This is a genomic window from Flavobacterium sp. JLP (assembly GCF_015350755.1).
Taxonomy (GTDB): Bacteria; Bacteroidota; Bacteroidia; order Flavobacteriales; family Flavobacteriaceae; genus Flavobacterium.
Window position 1 is genome coordinate 55486 of record NZ_JADKPS010000004.1, and the last position, 16515, is coordinate 72000.

The window sequence follows — 16515 nt, forward strand, 5'->3', positions numbered from 1 at the left end:
AAATTATGCAGTTGGTATTTTTAATTTCCAGCCTGGCTGAATCAGGTCTGGGTTTTTGATAACATCTTTATTTGCTTCGTATATTGTTTGCCACGAAATACCATATTCCTTTCCGATTTTTGACAAAGAATCACCGCTTTTAACAGTGTATTCTGTTGTAGCTCCCTCAGCGACAGTAATGTTCATTACCACATCTGCTGATCTAAAATCTGGATCTATTTTTCCGTAAGCACTCCACAGTTTTTCTTTCTCATCTCCAGATTTTGCTGCTCCGTCAATATATAATACATTGTCTTGTTCTCTTACTTGCAAATTCGAAATTCCTAAATTAGAAGCCAAATCTGTTAACTCTTTGTATTTATCTTGTAAACTCATGATGGATCTATTTAATAGTTAACTTATTTTCAACCTTTTTAGGTTTCAATTCCTGTACACTTTTTATCAAATTAGGCAATTGGTCTCTTTTGATATCTCCTGTAAGTGTTACAACACCGCCTACAATAGTTGCACTTACACCATCGTAAGCATCTACTACTTTATGTATCGATTTATCTAGTTCAGCATCTGAATTGATTACAACAGTTGCTGCAGCAGGTTCTTGGTTGGCTCTTGCAATTTCGCAGGTATTGACTACAGATTTTACGCCTTTCGTTGCTCTAACACTTTTTTCGATATTTTTTTTGAAAATTTCGTCGTCGCAAGTTCCAGTAATTGTTGCTACACCTTCATGCACAGTAACTTGTATGTTTGGTGTGTCGCTTAGTTTTTCACTAATAGCTTTTTCGATATCTGCATCTTTTGGTGCGCATGCTGCAAGTGAAACAAAAAGACCGATTCCCAATAAAATTGATTTGATTTTCATAACAATAATGTTTTAATAATTAACTATCTAAAATTAAACAGTTTAAAAACTAAAACATTATAACATATGCAGATGGGTTTTATATTTTTTCCAGTAAAAAAATTACATTATTTCTTGAGAGTTTCTAATATTAAGACTAATTCACCTACTTGAGTCATTGGCATTTTTACAACAGTTTCAATTTCAGCTTCATCAGAAGTTATTACCAAAGTTCCTTTCTTATCTTCTTCATATCCTTCGGCTAAAGCATAAAACTTTGGATTTGAAATTGATATTTCCTTCATTCCATCTTTAAACCAGCCATAATTGGCTTCATAAATGATTTTGTTTTCTAAAAACTGAATATTTTCTTCGCCGTAAGTATTCCACAGAGAAACTCTAAGTGTATAAAAACCTATTAGAGAGAATATACCAATTCCGATAAAGAAGCCAATATGTAAACCACTTCCAAGTGCGACACTAAAAATTGCTCCAACTACTGGAAAAATAAAAAAAGAAAAAGCTAAGGAAAACATCACTACTCTTACTAAGAACGGAGATTTTTTTACTTTTAAATTTAAGGTGTTATTCGATAAATTATATTGTTGCATACTTACTTACTACATTTTTTAGTTCAGATATAAACTTTTGAAAAAGGCATTTATAATCCCATTTTAAATTAAAATTGAATGGATAATAATTGATATCTGTAAAACTAATATAATTATTATTATCTGCTAATATAATTTAATAGCAAAGTATTAAGAGCAATCCCAATAGCTTTCAATACTTTTTTCTCCGCAGTGACTACATATGTAGTAGTAAATATTTCCAGCATCACCAATCATAATTCCAAGATTTGCCTTCTTAGAAGAATCACTTGAAAGTTGAAATAAAAACTCTTTAATTTTTCCACAATTACATTTTGGATAATAAGATGATTGCGTAAAACTTGGATATCCGCCAATTTTAGTATACGATTTAGTAACATATTTTTCTACGCTTTCTTCTAATAAACTTTCTTTAAAATTATTATCAAGCTTTGCCCAATCACTACTTTTATAATCATCAAATTTTGGATAATCAGAAGTTACTAAAGACTTTAAATAACAATCTGGAACTTCTGGTTCTATAAGATCTCCAACATTTTTAAGTTTCACAAACACTTTATTTTTTTTGCAATCTACTTTTGAGTAATAATGAAACATCTTTTGATCATAACGATCAGAAAAGGACTCATTACAATTATAATTAGGACAGCGAAAAAGTTGAAAAATATTAGCATCGCCAGGAAAATAAAATTCAGGAAAATCTTTCTTATAAAGTTGAAAAACAAAATTTAAAGAACTTTTGCAAACATCACATTTTGGATATTCTGAAAAAGATTCCATATTTGGATAACCTCCAAATTTACTTTCTTTCCAACTTATTTCACGCTGCAGATTACGTGACTGTAGCAAAATTGTACTCTTTTTATATTTTTCAATAATAGCATACATAGAATCTTTATTTACAACTTTATTAGACTCGACAGGTTGATTTGTCATTTGGTAATCTGGATAAAGTGGCAACTCAGAAGAATCCGATAGTTCAAGTTGAAATTTTGTATAATAATTTGTTCCATAAAGAATTACAGCAAGTAAAGGAAAAATTAGAATCTTCGTAAGATATCGTACGCGTTCTCTATTTACATTTTTATTATGACTTTCGAACATAGAAGTCTGATTCTTTATTATTAAATGAACTAATATTCCATTCATTAAAATCAAAACTCCTAAAATAACATGGTAAAAAGTTGCGGCTATGCCAAGACCATGATTCATTTTATAATCATAAATCCAATAAACCAGTAATAATATTGATACAAATCGAATTGTTTCAGTAAGCCTTACTATTTGTTTGCCGTTCATTATATCTATTTTTTTACCGGCAAAAATAGTAAACTTTTTACTACAAATAATCACTTTTAATTTTTAAAATAAAATTCAAAAATCACTTTTTCAATAAAAAACAACGTTAGTAACTCAAACTCAATCCACTCAAAAAACCTCCAAAAGATTTATCATTTTCAGATTTGTGATTTGGTAATTTTCAGCCTATATTTGCTATCGAATAAAAAAGAACATGGAACAATTTGTAGTATCGGCTCGTAAATATCGCCCGCAGACCTTTAAGGATGTTGTGGGGCAAAAAGCCATTACCAATACGTTGTTGAATGCTATCGAAAGCAATCACCTTGCTTCTGCCCTTTTATTTACAGGACCACGCGGAGTTGGAAAAACTACCTGTGCGCGTATTTTGGCTCGTAAAATAAATCAGCCTGGATATGATGATCCTAATGAAGATTTTGCTTTTAATGTTTTTGAGTTAGACGCCGCTTCAAACAACTCGGTTGATGATATTCGAAGCTTGATTGATCAAGTTAGAATCCCGCCTCAGACTGGACAATACAAAGTATATATTATTGACGAGGTTCATATGTTGTCTTCGGCTGCTTTTAATGCTTTTTTGAAAACATTAGAAGAACCGCCAAAACATGCTATTTTTATTTTAGCAACAACGGAAAAACACAAGATTATTCCAACGATTTTATCACGTTGTCAGATATTTGATTTTAAAAGAATTACCGTAAAAGATGCTAAAGAACACTTAGCAGAAGTTGCCACAAGTCAAGGAATCAATTTTGAAGACGATGCTTTGCACATTATTGCACAAAAGGCTGATGGTGCAATGCGTGACGCCTTATCTATTTTTGATCGTGTAGTTTCATACTGCGGTACAAACTTAACACGTCAGGCCGTAACTGAAAACCTAAACGTTTTAGATTACGAAACCTATATCAGCATTACCGATTTACTTTTAGAAAATAAAATTCCGCATCTTTTATTAGCATATAATGATATTTTGTCTAAAGGTTTTGACGGACATCATTTTATTGCTGGATTGGCTTCACATTTTAGAGATTTATTGGTGAGCAAAACTCCTGCAACAATCTCATTACTTGAAGTTGGAGAACAAGCACAGCAAATGTATGGCGTTCAAGCTCAAAAATGCTCTCAAGATTTTTTACTTAAAGGGATTGACATTGCAAACGACTGCGATTTAAAATACAAACTAAGCCAAAATCAGCGACTTTTGGTCGAATTATGTTTGATGCAATTAGCCTCTATCAACTTTGATGGAGAAAAAAAAAAGTTGAGCAATTCATAATTCCGCCTACCTATTTTAAAAATGGCGGTTATTCTATTGTAGAAGTTCCAAATACTAAATCCCAAATTCCAAACGAAAAAGAAAACAGCAATGTCAATCAAAATGACAATGACAATTCTAATATTGAAAATAAAACAGTTAAAATCCCTGAAGCCCCAACTGCTGAAACTCAAAATTCAAAACCCATAACTCAAAATTTACAAACAAGCAGCGAACCAAAAATTTCGGCGTTTTCCTTATCTAGCATTCGCAAGAAAAAAGAGTTGGAAGCTAGCAGTAAATCTTACGTAAAGCCTTCTTCAGTATTGCCAACAGAAGAGTTTAACGAAACTGATATGCTAGTGGAATGGAATAAATACGCACAGCGTTTAGGAGATAAAGGTTTGAAAATCATGGAATCGTTATTGCTAATTAACGATCCAACCTTGAACGGAACAGTAATTACGCTTGAATTGCCAAATGAAGGATCTAAACTAGATTTTGAAAGTCAGATTCACGGTCTTTTAGGACATTTAAAAGGACATTTGCACAATCACGATATTACAATTGAAGTTGTTGTAAACGAAAAAATTGAAAGCAAAAGAAGCTTTAACGATCAAGATCGATACAATCGTTTATTGGAAATAAATCCAAACATTGAACTTTTGCGTTCTACTTTTGGATTGGATTTACATTCTTAATTTTTCAAACACCAATTTTACTAATTATTTTTTGACAGCAAAATATAATTCTTGATTGTTGAAATCGAATACAGTACCTAATTTTTTGAAGTAATTCGTTCAATTCTTTTATCAGGAATCAGCCATAATAATGCTAAAGTAAGATAAGCAGCGCCAGAAATCCATTCGTTATAAAAAGAAAAAATAACACCGGCAACACATAAAACTGATGAAGCTTTTCCTTTTAAATCGTTTCCTATTGCTTTTGCCAATACTGAATCTTTTCCTTCAGTGCTAATTATAATTCGCTGTAAAATAAAATAAGCAATTGAGGATAAAAACAATACCACTCCATACAAAGTCATAGATGCTTTTGCAAAATTATTTTCTCCCATCCAGCCAGTTGCAATAGGAATTAACGATAGCCAAAAAAGCAAATGCAAATTTGCCCAAAGGATTTTTCCGTTTATTTTAGTTAGGCTATGAATTAGATAATGATGATTGTTCCAGTAAATTCCAACATAAATAAAACTTAAAATATAGCTCAAAAATTTAGGTATAAGCGGTTTTAGATCTGCAAACTCGTGTCCGTGAGGCACTTTAATTTCTAAAATCATAATAGTGATAATGATTGCTAAAACACCATCACTAAAAGCTTCGAGCCTGGTTTTATTCATTTTAAATTTATTTGAGCTTTGCTATTTAAATTTTACCGTAATACATTGCTTTTACGATTCCGTCAGAAAGTCCAATTTTTGGAACGTAAATTTGTCGCGCTCCGCTCCATTTCATCGCATTCAGGTAAATTCTGGTCGCATGAATAATAACGTCGGCACGGTCAGAGTTCAAACCCAGTTCTGCGATTCTTTGTTCATAAGTCAACGAATTTAAAAATGCATATTGCGAATTGATATAAATGTATGAAAGCGGTTTTTCCTGCTGTTTTCCAGACATTTTAAATAATTTATTGATATTTCCTCCAGAACCAATTAAGGTAACCTCATCATAATCTGCAGTATTAGTTTTGATCCATTTTTCGATTTCATCCCAAACAACATCGTGAACCATGCCATTTAACAAACGTACCGTCCCTGCTTTAAAAGATCTTGAGTTGATCATTTTTCCGTCAGAGAATAAAGTAAATTCGGTACTTCCGCCGCCAACATCTACAAAAAGATAGGTTTCGTCGGTTTTTAATAAATGATGGAGATCTGTAGAAGCGATAATTGCTGCTTCTTTTTTTCCATCAATTATTTCGATTTTAATGTCGGCTTTCTTTTTAATCAAAGCCACTACTTCTTTAGCATTATACGCTTCACGCATGGCCGAAGTAGCAAATGCCATATAACGTTCTACTTTATGTACTTTCATCAAAAGATTAAATGCTTTCATAGCATCAACCATTCGATCTATATTTTCTGCTGAAATTTCTCCAACGGTAAAGGCATCTTGTCCCAAACGGATTGGCACACGCACAAGCGAACTTTTATTAAATTGCGGTTCTTTTCCGTCTTGTTCTACAACATTCGATATCAGAAGCCTCATGGCATTTGAACCGATATCTATTGCTGCAAATTTCTTTATATTAATCATGCTCACTTATGATTTGAAATTGGTTTTTATTGATTTATTTTCTGCGGAGCCTGTTCAAGTGCTTCAATTTTATTTTGATAGTACTTATATGTTTCAAACTGGGCTCTAAATGGGGCATGATGATTTCTAGGCTTATATTTATTATCTAATTTATAGGAATGATATCTCACTTTAACATTCCCTTTCCATGCTATATTAAAATTATCGATCAGTTCCTTTTTAATTTCAAGGTCGTAAATCGGGCACGTTACTTCTACTCTTCCATCAAGATTTCGGGTCATAAAATCGGCAGACGAAATATATACTTCAGTTAAACCGGCATTTCCAAAAATGTAAACTCTCGAATGTTCTAAATAATTATCTACAATACTTATCGCTTCGATGTTTTCGCTCATTCCTGGAATTCCAGGGATCAGGGAACAAATGCCTCTAACTTGAAGCTGAATCTTAACTCCGGCATTACTGGCTTCGTATAATTTATCGATCATTTTAAAATCAGATAAACTATTCATTTTTAATTTTATATGCGTTTTTCTGCCCGCTAAAGCATGCAAAATTTCACGGTCGATCAACTTAATAAATTTGGTTCGCGTATAATGCGGAGACACAATTAAATGTTTGTATCTGTGAACTCTATAATTGATGTCAAAGAATTCAAATATTTTAGAAATGTCTTTCAGAATCCCTTGATGACACGTAAAAAGTGTAACATCAGTATAAATTTTAGCCGTTGACTCGTTGAAATTTCCTGTCGAAATAAATCCGTAACGGCGTGTTTTTCCTTCTTCAGCTCTTTCGATTACACAAATTTTACTGTGCACTTTAAGGCCTTTTATTCCAAAAATAAGATCAATTCCTTCTGTCTGCATTTGTTCTGCGTACGATATATTCGTGGCTTCATCAAAACGCGCCTGAAGTTCAATCTGAACGGTTACTTTTTTACCATTTTTTGCGGCGTTTATCAATGAACTGATAATCTGCGAATTCTTAGCCAAACGATATAAAGTAATTTTAATACTGGTCACTTTTGGATCTAAAGCCGCTTCACGCAAAAACTTGGTTAGATATGAAAATGACTGATATGGAGCATGCAATAAATAATCTTTTTTGCTGATTTTCTCCAGAATACTCCCTCCTAAACTCAAACCTGGGATTGGTAAGGGCTCATTTGGTTTATAAAGCAGATCGAATCTTCCTAAATTTGGGAAACTCATGTAATCGCGTCGATTGTGATATCTTCCGCCAGGAATTATACTGTCTGTCTCTACAATTTTCATTTTATCAAGAAAGAAACGCAAAGTATCTTCTTCGATTAAACTATCATAAATAAAACGCACTGGTTCGCCAATTCTTCGATCTTTAACCGAAGTTGCAATTTTTTCGAGCATACTTTTACTCAAATCACTGTCAATATCCAGCTGTGCATCACGTGTAATTTTGATCATGTGTGCCGAAACACTTTTATAATCGAAAATATTAAAAATGTTTTTCAGATTGTAACGAATAACATCATCAATTAAAATAACATAATGTTTGTCATCCGGTGAAGGCAAGACTACAAATCTGTTTATTGTTTTTGGAATTTCGATCACAGCGTATCGAACTTCGTCATTTGTATTCATCTCCAAACGAACCGCTAAATATCCTAAAGTATCTTTAAGAACAGGAAATTCAGCCAGGTCATTCAAAATAATTGTTACCAATTCTGGACTTAATCTCTGGGTAAAAAAGTCTTTTAGAAATTTTTCCTGATCACAATTAATCTGATCTTCGTTTATAATAAAGATATTTTCTGCTTCTAATTCTGTTTCAATATTGCCAAGGATACGCAAACTTTCAGACTGCTGCTGAATCACGATTTCAGTAATATCTTTTACCAATTGATGCGCTGAAACGCCGCCAAGATATTTTTCGCCGGAAATACCAGAAAGACTCAATCTTCGAATTGCAGCATAACGAACCCTAAAAAATTCATCTAAATTGTTTGAAAAAATTCCAACAAAACGCAGCCTGTCTAAAAGTGGAACTGTGTTGTCTGCTGCTTCTTGAAGCACTCTTGCATTAAACGCTAACCAACTTTTTTCTCTATCGATATATTTCTGTTCGTACACTGTATTTATTTTAAATCTTTGGGGAAAATTGTTTTATGGGTTTTGCCTTTATTTAGAGCATCCCAGCTCTCTGTATCAAACTGCAGGGATACAAAGCCTGAAGTAGGAACGTTTTCAATAAAAACATCCCCAAATTTATTAACAAAATTTGTAATAGCCTCGTTATGTCCAAAAAGAATAACGCTTTCGAAACTATTATCACACGATTTAATAACTTTTTCGAGCTGTTTGCTGTCGAAGGTGTAAAGTTCGTCTTTGTAAACGATGCTTTCTATGGGGTAAGAAATGTTTTGAGCAAAAATAAGAGCAGTCTCTGAGGCACGCGCCGCAGTACTGCTCCATATAATATATGTTTTAGGAAGATATTTTGAAATATTTGAAGAAACTTCGTGGGCATCTAAAATCCCTCTTTTCATTAAAGGTCTGTCAAAATCTTTTAAAGGTGCTTCCCAACTTGATTTTGCGTGTCGTATTAAGATTAAGTTTTTCATAAAAAGAGATTATTAATAAAAATGCGTAGACGAAAACTATTTTCTAAGTTCTAATTTACAAAAGAATTCTCAATAGTCTCTTATTTTTTATTTCTGTTAACATTGAAATGAAAATTTTAACAAGAATAACATCTAAAAAACTTACGTGATTTTCTATTACTCATTTTTTCAATTTTTTGCAAAAAGTGCACTTCATCCCTTAAAGCGGGCAGTTGGTCGATATTTTAGTATTTGCAAAAAATTAACTAAATAATTGATTATTAATACTTTATAATCCATGAAATACATGGTTTTTCATCAAAAAAAGAACAAAATTGAGTTTCTGAATTTGATGAAATTGATCAAAAAAGCATTTTTTTGAGACAATAATTATCTAAAAAGAAGTAGTTGAACGAGTTTTTAGGTTAGTTGCAGACAAAAAAAATCAAAACCAAAAACTCTCATATAATTTTGATTCTGTTAAAATATAATAAATAACACAAACTAAATCTTAAATTATGAAAACTACATCTACTCTTGAAAAAGCAGTAAAGTTTGTTAACAATTGTAAGTTTATTTTTTCCTTTAGAAAAAACATTTTTCAAAAAAACATTTTCTCTATACTGTTTTGTTTAATCTCTACTATTTCATTTGCACAATCTGGTTCTTGTAATGTAAACTTGATTGTTGAAAATAATGGAAATACAAGAAGCACGCCATTAGATGGAACTTATTATTCAATGATTCTTACCAATACGGGAACCTCAACAGATACTTATGTTTTAGAGATTTTAAATATAAACTCGACTTGTTCTAATACAGACGGAACCTCAACAGCTTCGAACATTTCAATTACCAGCTCTTTTATTGACTCTGCAAAAAGTACCATTACAGAGATTACGCTAAGTCCTGGAGAATCTTCAAATTTTTACATTCATGTAACTGTTCCTGCTGGAACTGCAATAAACAAATGGTCCTGTGATCAGGTTTCTGCAAAATCTAAAAACTGTTCTGTTGCTGCGTCTACAGTTTTGCACACTCTTGTCATTAATCCAGTTAATGATTAAAAAACGCTATATCAGGTATTCCCTTAAAATCATTTAAAATGGAAAAACTATTACTCTCTTTCAGAACTAATTTACTAGATATAAAAAAAATATACTTTCCAGTATTATTTATTCTGTCATCTTCATTTGGTTTCGCTCAAAACGTAACAACAAATAAAACCGTGAGTGCGAATCCAGACAATTGCGGTATTGTCAATGTAAAAATAGACATTACAGGTTCAGATCCTACGACGAGAAATTCTGATGTAATATTGGCAATAGATATTTCTGGCAGTATGGGAAATACTATCAGCGGAGATTTAAAAACATCTATGGATTATGCAAAAAGCGCAGCAATAGCATTTATTGATCAAGCTAAAATAAATCCTCAAAATAGAATTGCAATTGTGGCATACAGTACAACTGCAAGTTTAAAAATTGGGCTTACGTACTTAAATGCGGCTGGTGTGACTGCTGTAAAAAACCAAATTAATAGTTTACAGGCAACTAATTCTACCAATATTTATGCGGGTATTTTAAAATCTGAAACCGAATTAGAAACCAATGGCAGATTTGACTGCAGTACGGCAAGAAGTATCATTTTATTGACAGATGGAGTAACAAATAAAACAGGCGTAAATGGATCTACTGATTGTAATGTCAGCAAAACGTCTCAATGCGTTACCGATGCCATAAACGCTTCTACAAATGCAAAAACCACAACAAAATCAAGTGTTGTATACAATAATCAAGTTTTTGCTGTTGGTCTTTTTGGAGGTATCAGCGGAAATATAAATACCGAAGGAAGTGACCGAAATGTGGCTAAATATACGCTAGATCAAATACAGGGAAGTGCAGCATATATTACAAACAGCGGTGCCAATTTAACATCCATTTACAACCAGATTGCTTCACAACTATCTTGGGTTGCTCAGACTCTAGTACAACAAGAAACTGTTATTGCAGGCTTTACAATTAGTGATATTACGACTACAAAAGGAACCGCTTCAGCATCTGGACAGGTAATTACATGGAATACAGACTTTTTGAATTCTGAAACAATTACATTAAATTATCAATTGACTCCAACAGGCAGTGTTTGTGGAACTCAAAATGTGAGCAGTTCAACTTTTAATTATAAAAATTCATCTTGTGCGAACGATTCAAAAACAATAACAACTCCAACTTATTTTGTTCCATGTATTCCAACAATTACGGGAGTTCTGACTGCATGCGGTTCGACTACATTAACCGCAAATACAAATGCATCTTCACCAACATATGTTTGGTACAAGGATAATATTGTGCTTAATGGCGAAACAAAATCAACATTAGCTGTGACTTCTAGTGGAGTTTATAAAGTAAAAGTTAAAAATGGCTCAACCAATTGTGAATTAACCTCAGCAGCTTCGACAGTTACAATTAGTCCAGCCGCCGCGCTTATAGCTCCTGGAAATGAAACTGTTTCCGGATGTGATACTAGTGCAATTACAAGTTTACAATATAAAACTATCGATACTGCTATTACGCTTGCTCAGTTGACAAATGCAGGAGGGTCTATTTCGAATAATGCGAATATCGGAAATTATACTTTGACCTACAGTGATGTCTCAACTGGAACTTGCCCGAAAATAGTTACTAGAACTTTTAAAGTTGTTACCAGTTGCGGTACTATAACAAAATCTCAAACTATCACAATTCAGGACACAACGGCGCCAGCATGGACAACAGCTGCAACAGCTTTGAATGTAAATTTGCAGTGCAACGATGGGGCTGGTCTGTTAATTGCACAAGCGAAAGCCCCTTTGGCAACAGATAACTGCACCGGAACAGTCACTTATACCAAAACAAGCGGAGCGTTTACAGCTTCTGTATCTTGTTCCAATGCAGGAACTTATACCAATACATGGATAGCAAAAGATATTTGTAATAATACTTCTGAAACTTTTACACAGGTAATTACAATTCAGGACACAATGGCCCCGACTTGGATTACTCAAACTGCTTCTTTAAACAAAACAATCGAATGCAGTGACCAGACTGCTTTGACATCCGCGCAAGCGTTATTTCCTGTCGCTTCTGATTTATGTGACGGTGGCGTCAGCAATATTGTAAAAATCAGCGGTTCATTTGTATCTTCTGCTGGATGTTCCAACGCTGGAACTTATACCAATACTTGGACTGTAAAAGACGATTGCGGGAATACTTCTCAAACTTTTACACAGGTAATAACAATTCAGGACACAATGGCTCCGACTTGGATTACTCAAACTGCTTCTTTAAACAAAACAATCGAATGCAGTGACCAGAATGCTTTGGCATCCGCGCAAGCGTTATTTCCTGTCGCTTCTGATTTATGTGGCGGTGACGTCAGCAATATTGTAAAAATCAGCGGTTCATTTGTACCGTCTGCTGGATGTTCCAACGCTGGAACTTATACCAATACTTGGACTGTAAAAGACGATTGTGGCAATACTTCTCAAACTTTTACACAGGTAATTACAATTCAGGACACAACGGCTCCTACATGGATTACTCAAACTGCCTCTTTAAACAAAACAATCGAATGCAGTGACCAGACTGCTTTGGCATCCGCGCAAGCGTTATTTCCTGTGGCTTCTGATTTATGTGACGGCGACGTCAGCAATATTGTAAAAATCAGCGGTTCATTTGTATCTTCTGCTGGATGTTCCAACGCTGGAACTTATACCAATACTTGGGCTGTAAAAGACGATTGCGGGAATACTTCTGAAACTTTTACACAGGTAATTACAATTCAGGACACAACGGCTCCAACTTGGATTACTCAAACTGCCTCTTTAAACAAAACAATCGAATGCAGTGACCAGACTGCTTTGGCATCCGCGCAAGCGTTATTTCCTGTGGCTTCTGATTTATGTGATAATGACGTCAGCAATATTGTAAAAATCAGCGGCTCATTTGTACCGTCTACCAGATGTTCCAATGCAGGAACTTATACCAATACTTGGACTGTAAAAGACGATTGCGGGAATACTTCTCAAACTTTTACGCAAGTAATTACAATTCAAGACACAACGGCTCCACTATTTGCAGGCGATCTTCCAACAGATATTACAGTTTCCTGTGATGCTGTTCCAAAAGCTGCGGATGTTGAAGCTTCTGATAATTGTAATGGAAACTTACCAATTGTATTCTCAGAAACTAAAAACAATATTCAAAATACTTGTGCTACGAACTATACTTTAACACGAAAATGGTCTACGAGTGATTGTGCAGGAAACCAGGCAACATATACTCAAATTATAACTGTAAAAGACAGTATTGCACCAACAGGAACAGCTCCTGCAGATATTGCAGGTTTACAAAACATCACTGACATTCCAGCGGCAAATCCACAAGAAATAACAAATGCTAGAGACAATTGCAGTGGAGATGTAAAAATTACTGTTAGTGACTCAAACAACGGAGCCAGCGGTTGTGAAGGAAATGCCTATATCTTAACCAGAACATACACTTTGACAGATTGTGCGGGCAATAAAACGGATTTGGTACAAACTTTCACAGTAGAAAATAAGGTTGCTGTATCTGGAGTTGCTGTAAACACTACTTGTTTTGGCGGAAAAGACGGCTCTATTTTAGTTACGAACAGTTTGGGTTCAACTGTAGTTATTACAAATGAAAATAACGAGGTTGTTGGCAATTCTAATTTGCCCGCAGGAACTTACACACTTACTGCAGCAGCAGTAAATAGTAACCAAACATGTACTGCAACTGCTTCAGTTACTATAAAACAGCCGACTTACACTGTCAAAATATTTGGACATGTAATAAATGGAGATAAAAATATGCCTCTTGCCAATCTACCAGTGACATTGATTCCGCAAGGCACGACTCCTGGTTCTACGCAAATACGCATAACCAATATAGATGGTCTTTACAGTTTTTCTGGAATGCCAAAAGGAAATTACTTAGTTCAAGTTCAGGATGCTAATTTAAATAGTGCTTACCAATTGTATCCTGTTGATTCAAGTTTGTTTTTTACTGCTCTTGAGGATTGTGTAATTCAGGAACATGATTTCAAATATGGAAAATCAGATCTTCCTGTTTTAGGAGATTACGTTTGGTATGATACAAATGGAAACGGGCTTCAAGATGAATGGTATGATGCGAATAATGACGGCATTGTAACTAAAAATATTCCGGACAGCGAAGGCGCGATTGACTACAGCAAATGGGAATGGCTTGATTTGAATGGAGACGGAAGTTTTGCAGGTCCGTTAAATGCAGGCGAATTAAATGCAGGAGGTTTTGGAAATGCAAACAGCTCAAATATTATTATTGATGGACCTAATGGATATCATGATGAAGTAATTATTGGGATTCAGGGTTTTTGGAGAAACAGACCAGAAAGTGCAAATCCGTTTGGCGACTATAATATAAAATTAGTTAGAGATGGAAATTTAAATGCTGTTGCCGCAGCTTTGGGAGCTACAGGTTTAGTAAAAGTACTGCCATCAAATACAGCAAAGAAAATAACATCTAAAACTAATAAATCGCAATTGCATACTGTTTGTCAGACTACCACTAATGCCGAATTAATTGTAACTGTAACACCAGAAGATTTAGTTCATTTAGATGCTGATTTTGGTGTGAATTGTAGAGAATACTTAGATATTGTTGCCAATGATGATACTGCTGGCCCAATAGCTGGTGTTAATCACATCACCACAAATGTGCTGAATGTATTGCCAAATGATACGCTTGAAGGCGTTGTTGTAAAAGCTTCGGATGTTATTATAACTACAGTAACACCAAATGCGTTTTTACAATTAAATCCTGATGGTTCTGTAGATGTTTTGCCAAATGCTCCCGTTGGAAATTTAACTTTAGTTTATCAGATTTGCGAAGCTGATCAAACTTCTAATTGTGATACTGCAACGGTAAGTATTACCATAGAAGCTCCTGTAATGACTGTTACTGCAACTCCAATTTGTGTGAATGATGTTCCCTATGTTGACTATGCCATAATTCCCGGAAATTTCATTCCGATAAATGGTGTAACCATTGTCTGGGCTGACAACAACAATAACATAATTACCACTATGACTAATTTGCCGCTTAGCGGAAGAATATTATGGCCAGGGGCAGTAGTAGATCAGGCAGGTAATGGAATCGATTGGCCAGGATGGCTGTTTCAAAACAACAAATGGATTCAAGGCGCAGACGGATTTGAAACATTGCGTGCAACAGCGAAATTGACGATATCTGTCAATCCAAGTGAAACTATAATTGTAAATTATCCGCCGGCAGATCCGTACTGTATTGCCAGACCAACATTTGCAATAGTAGCGAATGATGATACAGCTGGGCCTATAAATGGAGTTTCTGGAGGAACCAATGTGGTAAATGTTTACACTAATGATACGTTAAACAATTTGCCAATAAATCCTAACGACGTGACGCTGACAACCGTGACACCAGATCCTACTGGAACTTTGGCTTTAAATCCTGATGGGTCAGTAAATGTTGCTCCAAATACACCGGCAGGAACTTATATTTTAACTTACCAAATTTGTGAAAATGCCAATTTTGGAAACTGCGACACCGCAACAGTAACTATAATAGTTTCATCAGGTGCAATTATTGCTAATGACGATTCTTATAACAATATTGGCTGCAACACCTTTGGACTGGTTGGAAATGTTTTAACCAATGACCTGTTATATCAAGCTCCTGCAACATTGCAAGTAGTGAATTTTACTTTGGCAACTGCAAACAATACAGCAGTAAAAACAGATCCCAACATTACGATTGATACTTCTGGCAATATTAATGTCGGAAGTTTGACTCCAGCAGGAACTTATACTTACACCTATCAAATATGTGAAAAGCTAAATCCATCGAACTGCGATAGTGGACTTGTTACTGTAACTGTTCTTCCAATTGGCGTGACTACTATTTCTAGTCAGGCTTGCGCCGATGATTCAACGCTTGTCGATCTGCGTGCCTTGCTTCCTGCAAATACTCCTGCAACTGGAACATGGATTGACACAAGCAACACTAATGCATTAAACGGAAATACCCTCAATCCCTTTGGTCTCGCTCTTGGAAATTATGTATTTGAATATAAAATAACGGATCAAAGCTGTCCAAGAAGTATTGTCGTTAATATGGAAATAAACGATGACTGCCAAGTATTAGCCTGTGGCAATGTTGTTATACACAATGCTTTCTCACCTAATGGGGACGGAATAAATGATATTTTCAAAATTGACAGTATTGATGATATTGCATGTTATCCTGAAAATACAGTCGAGATTTATAATCGCTGGGGAATATTAGTATTTGAAACATCTAACTATAACAACACCACAAATGTATTTGACGGAACTTCAAGAGGCAGAACTACAGTGAAAGAATCAGATGGCTTGCCAACCGGAACTTATTTCTATATCGTTACTTATAAATCCTTAGACGGAAATAATGCAATTCAAAACAATAAGAAAGACGGCTACCTGTATCTTTCTAAATAAAAATCATAACACCCTGATAACTAAAGCTATATATCATTAATTTATATTATTTTATAAAAAAATTCCTTAA

At 34.4% G+C, this 16515-nt stretch carries 12 protein-coding genes; 4 read left to right on the top strand and 8 right to left on the bottom strand.

Annotated elements, in window-relative coordinates; translation table 11 throughout:
* Window positions 1-3: 3 nt before the first annotated feature.
* The 4 genes from IRZ83_RS11715 to IRZ83_RS11730 form a co-directional block, all read right to left on the bottom strand.
* Window positions 4-375: a LysM peptidoglycan-binding domain-containing protein gene (locus IRZ83_RS11715; protein ID WP_194568960.1), complete on the bottom strand. Its 372-nt coding sequence runs from the start codon at window positions 373-375 to the stop codon at window positions 4-6.
* Between the two features lie 7 nt (window positions 376-382).
* Entirely contained in the window at window positions 383-862 is a 480-nt protein-coding gene (locus IRZ83_RS11720; protein WP_029273637.1) for a BON domain-containing protein, read from the bottom strand.
* A gap of 107 nt (window positions 863-969) precedes the next feature.
* The gene (locus tag IRZ83_RS11725; RefSeq protein WP_194568962.1) at window positions 970-1452 is read right to left on the bottom strand and encodes a hypothetical protein; all 483 of its coding nucleotides are present in this window, start codon (window positions 1450-1452) and stop codon (window positions 970-972) included.
* A gap of 150 nt (window positions 1453-1602) precedes the next feature.
* Window positions 1603-2751, bottom strand: a complete 1149-nt coding sequence (locus IRZ83_RS11730; protein ID WP_194568964.1) for a DUF1963 domain-containing protein — start codon at window positions 2749-2751, stop codon at window positions 1603-1605.
* Window positions 2752-2965: 214 nt separating this feature from the next.
* Here IRZ83_RS11730 and dnaX point away from each other — a divergent pair, with 214 nt between their 5' ends.
* Together dnaX and IRZ83_RS11740 are read left to right on the top strand one after the other, a co-directional pair.
* Window positions 2966-4051, top strand: coding sequence for a DNA polymerase III subunit gamma/tau (gene dnaX, locus IRZ83_RS11735; RefSeq protein WP_194568966.1), 1086 nt, complete (start codon window positions 2966-2968; stop codon window positions 4049-4051).
* A 263-nt stretch (window positions 4052-4314) separates the two neighbouring features.
* Window positions 4315-4731, top strand: coding sequence for a hypothetical protein (locus IRZ83_RS11740; protein WP_029273641.1), 417 nt, complete (start codon window positions 4315-4317; stop codon window positions 4729-4731).
* Window positions 4732-4808: 77 nt separating this feature from the next.
* Here IRZ83_RS11740 and IRZ83_RS11745 read toward each other — a convergent pair whose 3' ends face one another.
* The 4 genes from IRZ83_RS11745 to IRZ83_RS11760 are packed head-to-tail and all read right to left on the bottom strand — an operon-like array spanning window position 4809 to window position 8905.
* Window positions 4809-5387, bottom strand: a complete 579-nt coding sequence (locus tag IRZ83_RS11745; protein ID WP_029273642.1) for a TMEM175 family protein — start codon at window positions 5385-5387, stop codon at window positions 4809-4811.
* A 25-nt stretch (window positions 5388-5412) separates the two neighbouring features.
* Complete coding sequence (locus tag IRZ83_RS11750) at window positions 5413-6303, bottom strand: Ppx/GppA phosphatase family protein (RefSeq protein WP_029273643.1); 891 nt, start codon at window positions 6301-6303, stop codon at window positions 5413-5415.
* Between the two features lie 26 nt (window positions 6304-6329).
* On the bottom strand, window positions 6330-8414 hold the full coding sequence (gene ppk1, locus IRZ83_RS11755; protein ID WP_029273644.1) for a polyphosphate kinase 1: 2085 nt from the start codon (window positions 8412-8414) through the stop codon (window positions 6330-6332).
* A 5-nt stretch (window positions 8415-8419) separates the two neighbouring features.
* Window positions 8420-8905 (bottom strand): SixA phosphatase family protein, encoded by a 486-nt coding sequence (locus tag IRZ83_RS11760; protein ID WP_029273645.1) that lies wholly within the window; start codon window positions 8903-8905, stop codon window positions 8420-8422.
* 497 nt (window positions 8906-9402) lie between these two features.
* On the opposite strand from IRZ83_RS11760, the gene IRZ83_RS11765 reads away from it, so the two are divergent.
* Both IRZ83_RS11765 and IRZ83_RS11770 read left to right on the top strand, forming a co-directional pair.
* The gene (locus IRZ83_RS11765; RefSeq protein WP_194568968.1) at window positions 9403-9951 is read left to right on the top strand and encodes a hypothetical protein; all 549 of its coding nucleotides are present in this window, start codon (window positions 9403-9405) and stop codon (window positions 9949-9951) included.
* Between the two features lie 38 nt (window positions 9952-9989).
* Complete coding sequence (locus IRZ83_RS11770) at window positions 9990-16445, top strand: gliding motility-associated C-terminal domain-containing protein (protein ID WP_194568970.1); 6456 nt, start codon at window positions 9990-9992, stop codon at window positions 16443-16445.
* Window positions 16446-16515: the final 70 nt, after the last annotated feature.

What these genes read in the sequence shown, in the direction of transcription:
- IRZ83_RS11715 (WP_194568960.1), bottom strand. Translation starts at nt 375, where the DNA reads ATGAGTTTACAAGATAAATACAAAGAGTTAACAGATTTGGCTTCTAAT.
- IRZ83_RS11720 (WP_029273637.1), bottom strand. Translation starts at nt 862, where the DNA reads ATGAAAATCAAATCAATTTTATTGGGAATCGGTCTTTTTGTTTCACTT.
- IRZ83_RS11725 (WP_194568962.1), bottom strand. Translation starts at nt 1,452, where the DNA reads ATGCAACAATATAATTTATCGAATAACACCTTAAATTTAAAAGTAAAA.
- IRZ83_RS11730 (WP_194568964.1), bottom strand. Translation starts at nt 2,751, where the DNA reads ATGAACGGCAAACAAATAGTAAGGCTTACTGAAACAATTCGATTTGTA.
- dnaX (WP_194568966.1), top strand. Translation starts at nt 2,966, where the DNA reads ATGGAACAATTTGTAGTATCGGCTCGTAAATATCGCCCGCAGACCTTT.
- IRZ83_RS11745 (WP_029273642.1), bottom strand. Translation starts at nt 5,387, where the DNA reads ATGAATAAAACCAGGCTCGAAGCTTTTAGTGATGGTGTTTTAGCAATC.
- IRZ83_RS11750 (WP_029273643.1), bottom strand. Translation starts at nt 6,303, where the DNA reads ATGATTAATATAAAGAAATTTGCAGCAATAGATATCGGTTCAAATGCC.
- IRZ83_RS11760 (WP_029273645.1), bottom strand. Translation starts at nt 8,905, where the DNA reads ATGAAAAACTTAATCTTAATACGACACGCAAAATCAAGTTGGGAAGCA.
- IRZ83_RS11765 (WP_194568968.1), top strand. Translation starts at nt 9,403, where the DNA reads ATGAAAACTACATCTACTCTTGAAAAAGCAGTAAAGTTTGTTAACAAT.
- IRZ83_RS11770 (WP_194568970.1), top strand. Translation starts at nt 9,990, where the DNA reads ATGGAAAAACTATTACTCTCTTTCAGAACTAATTTACTAGATATAAAA.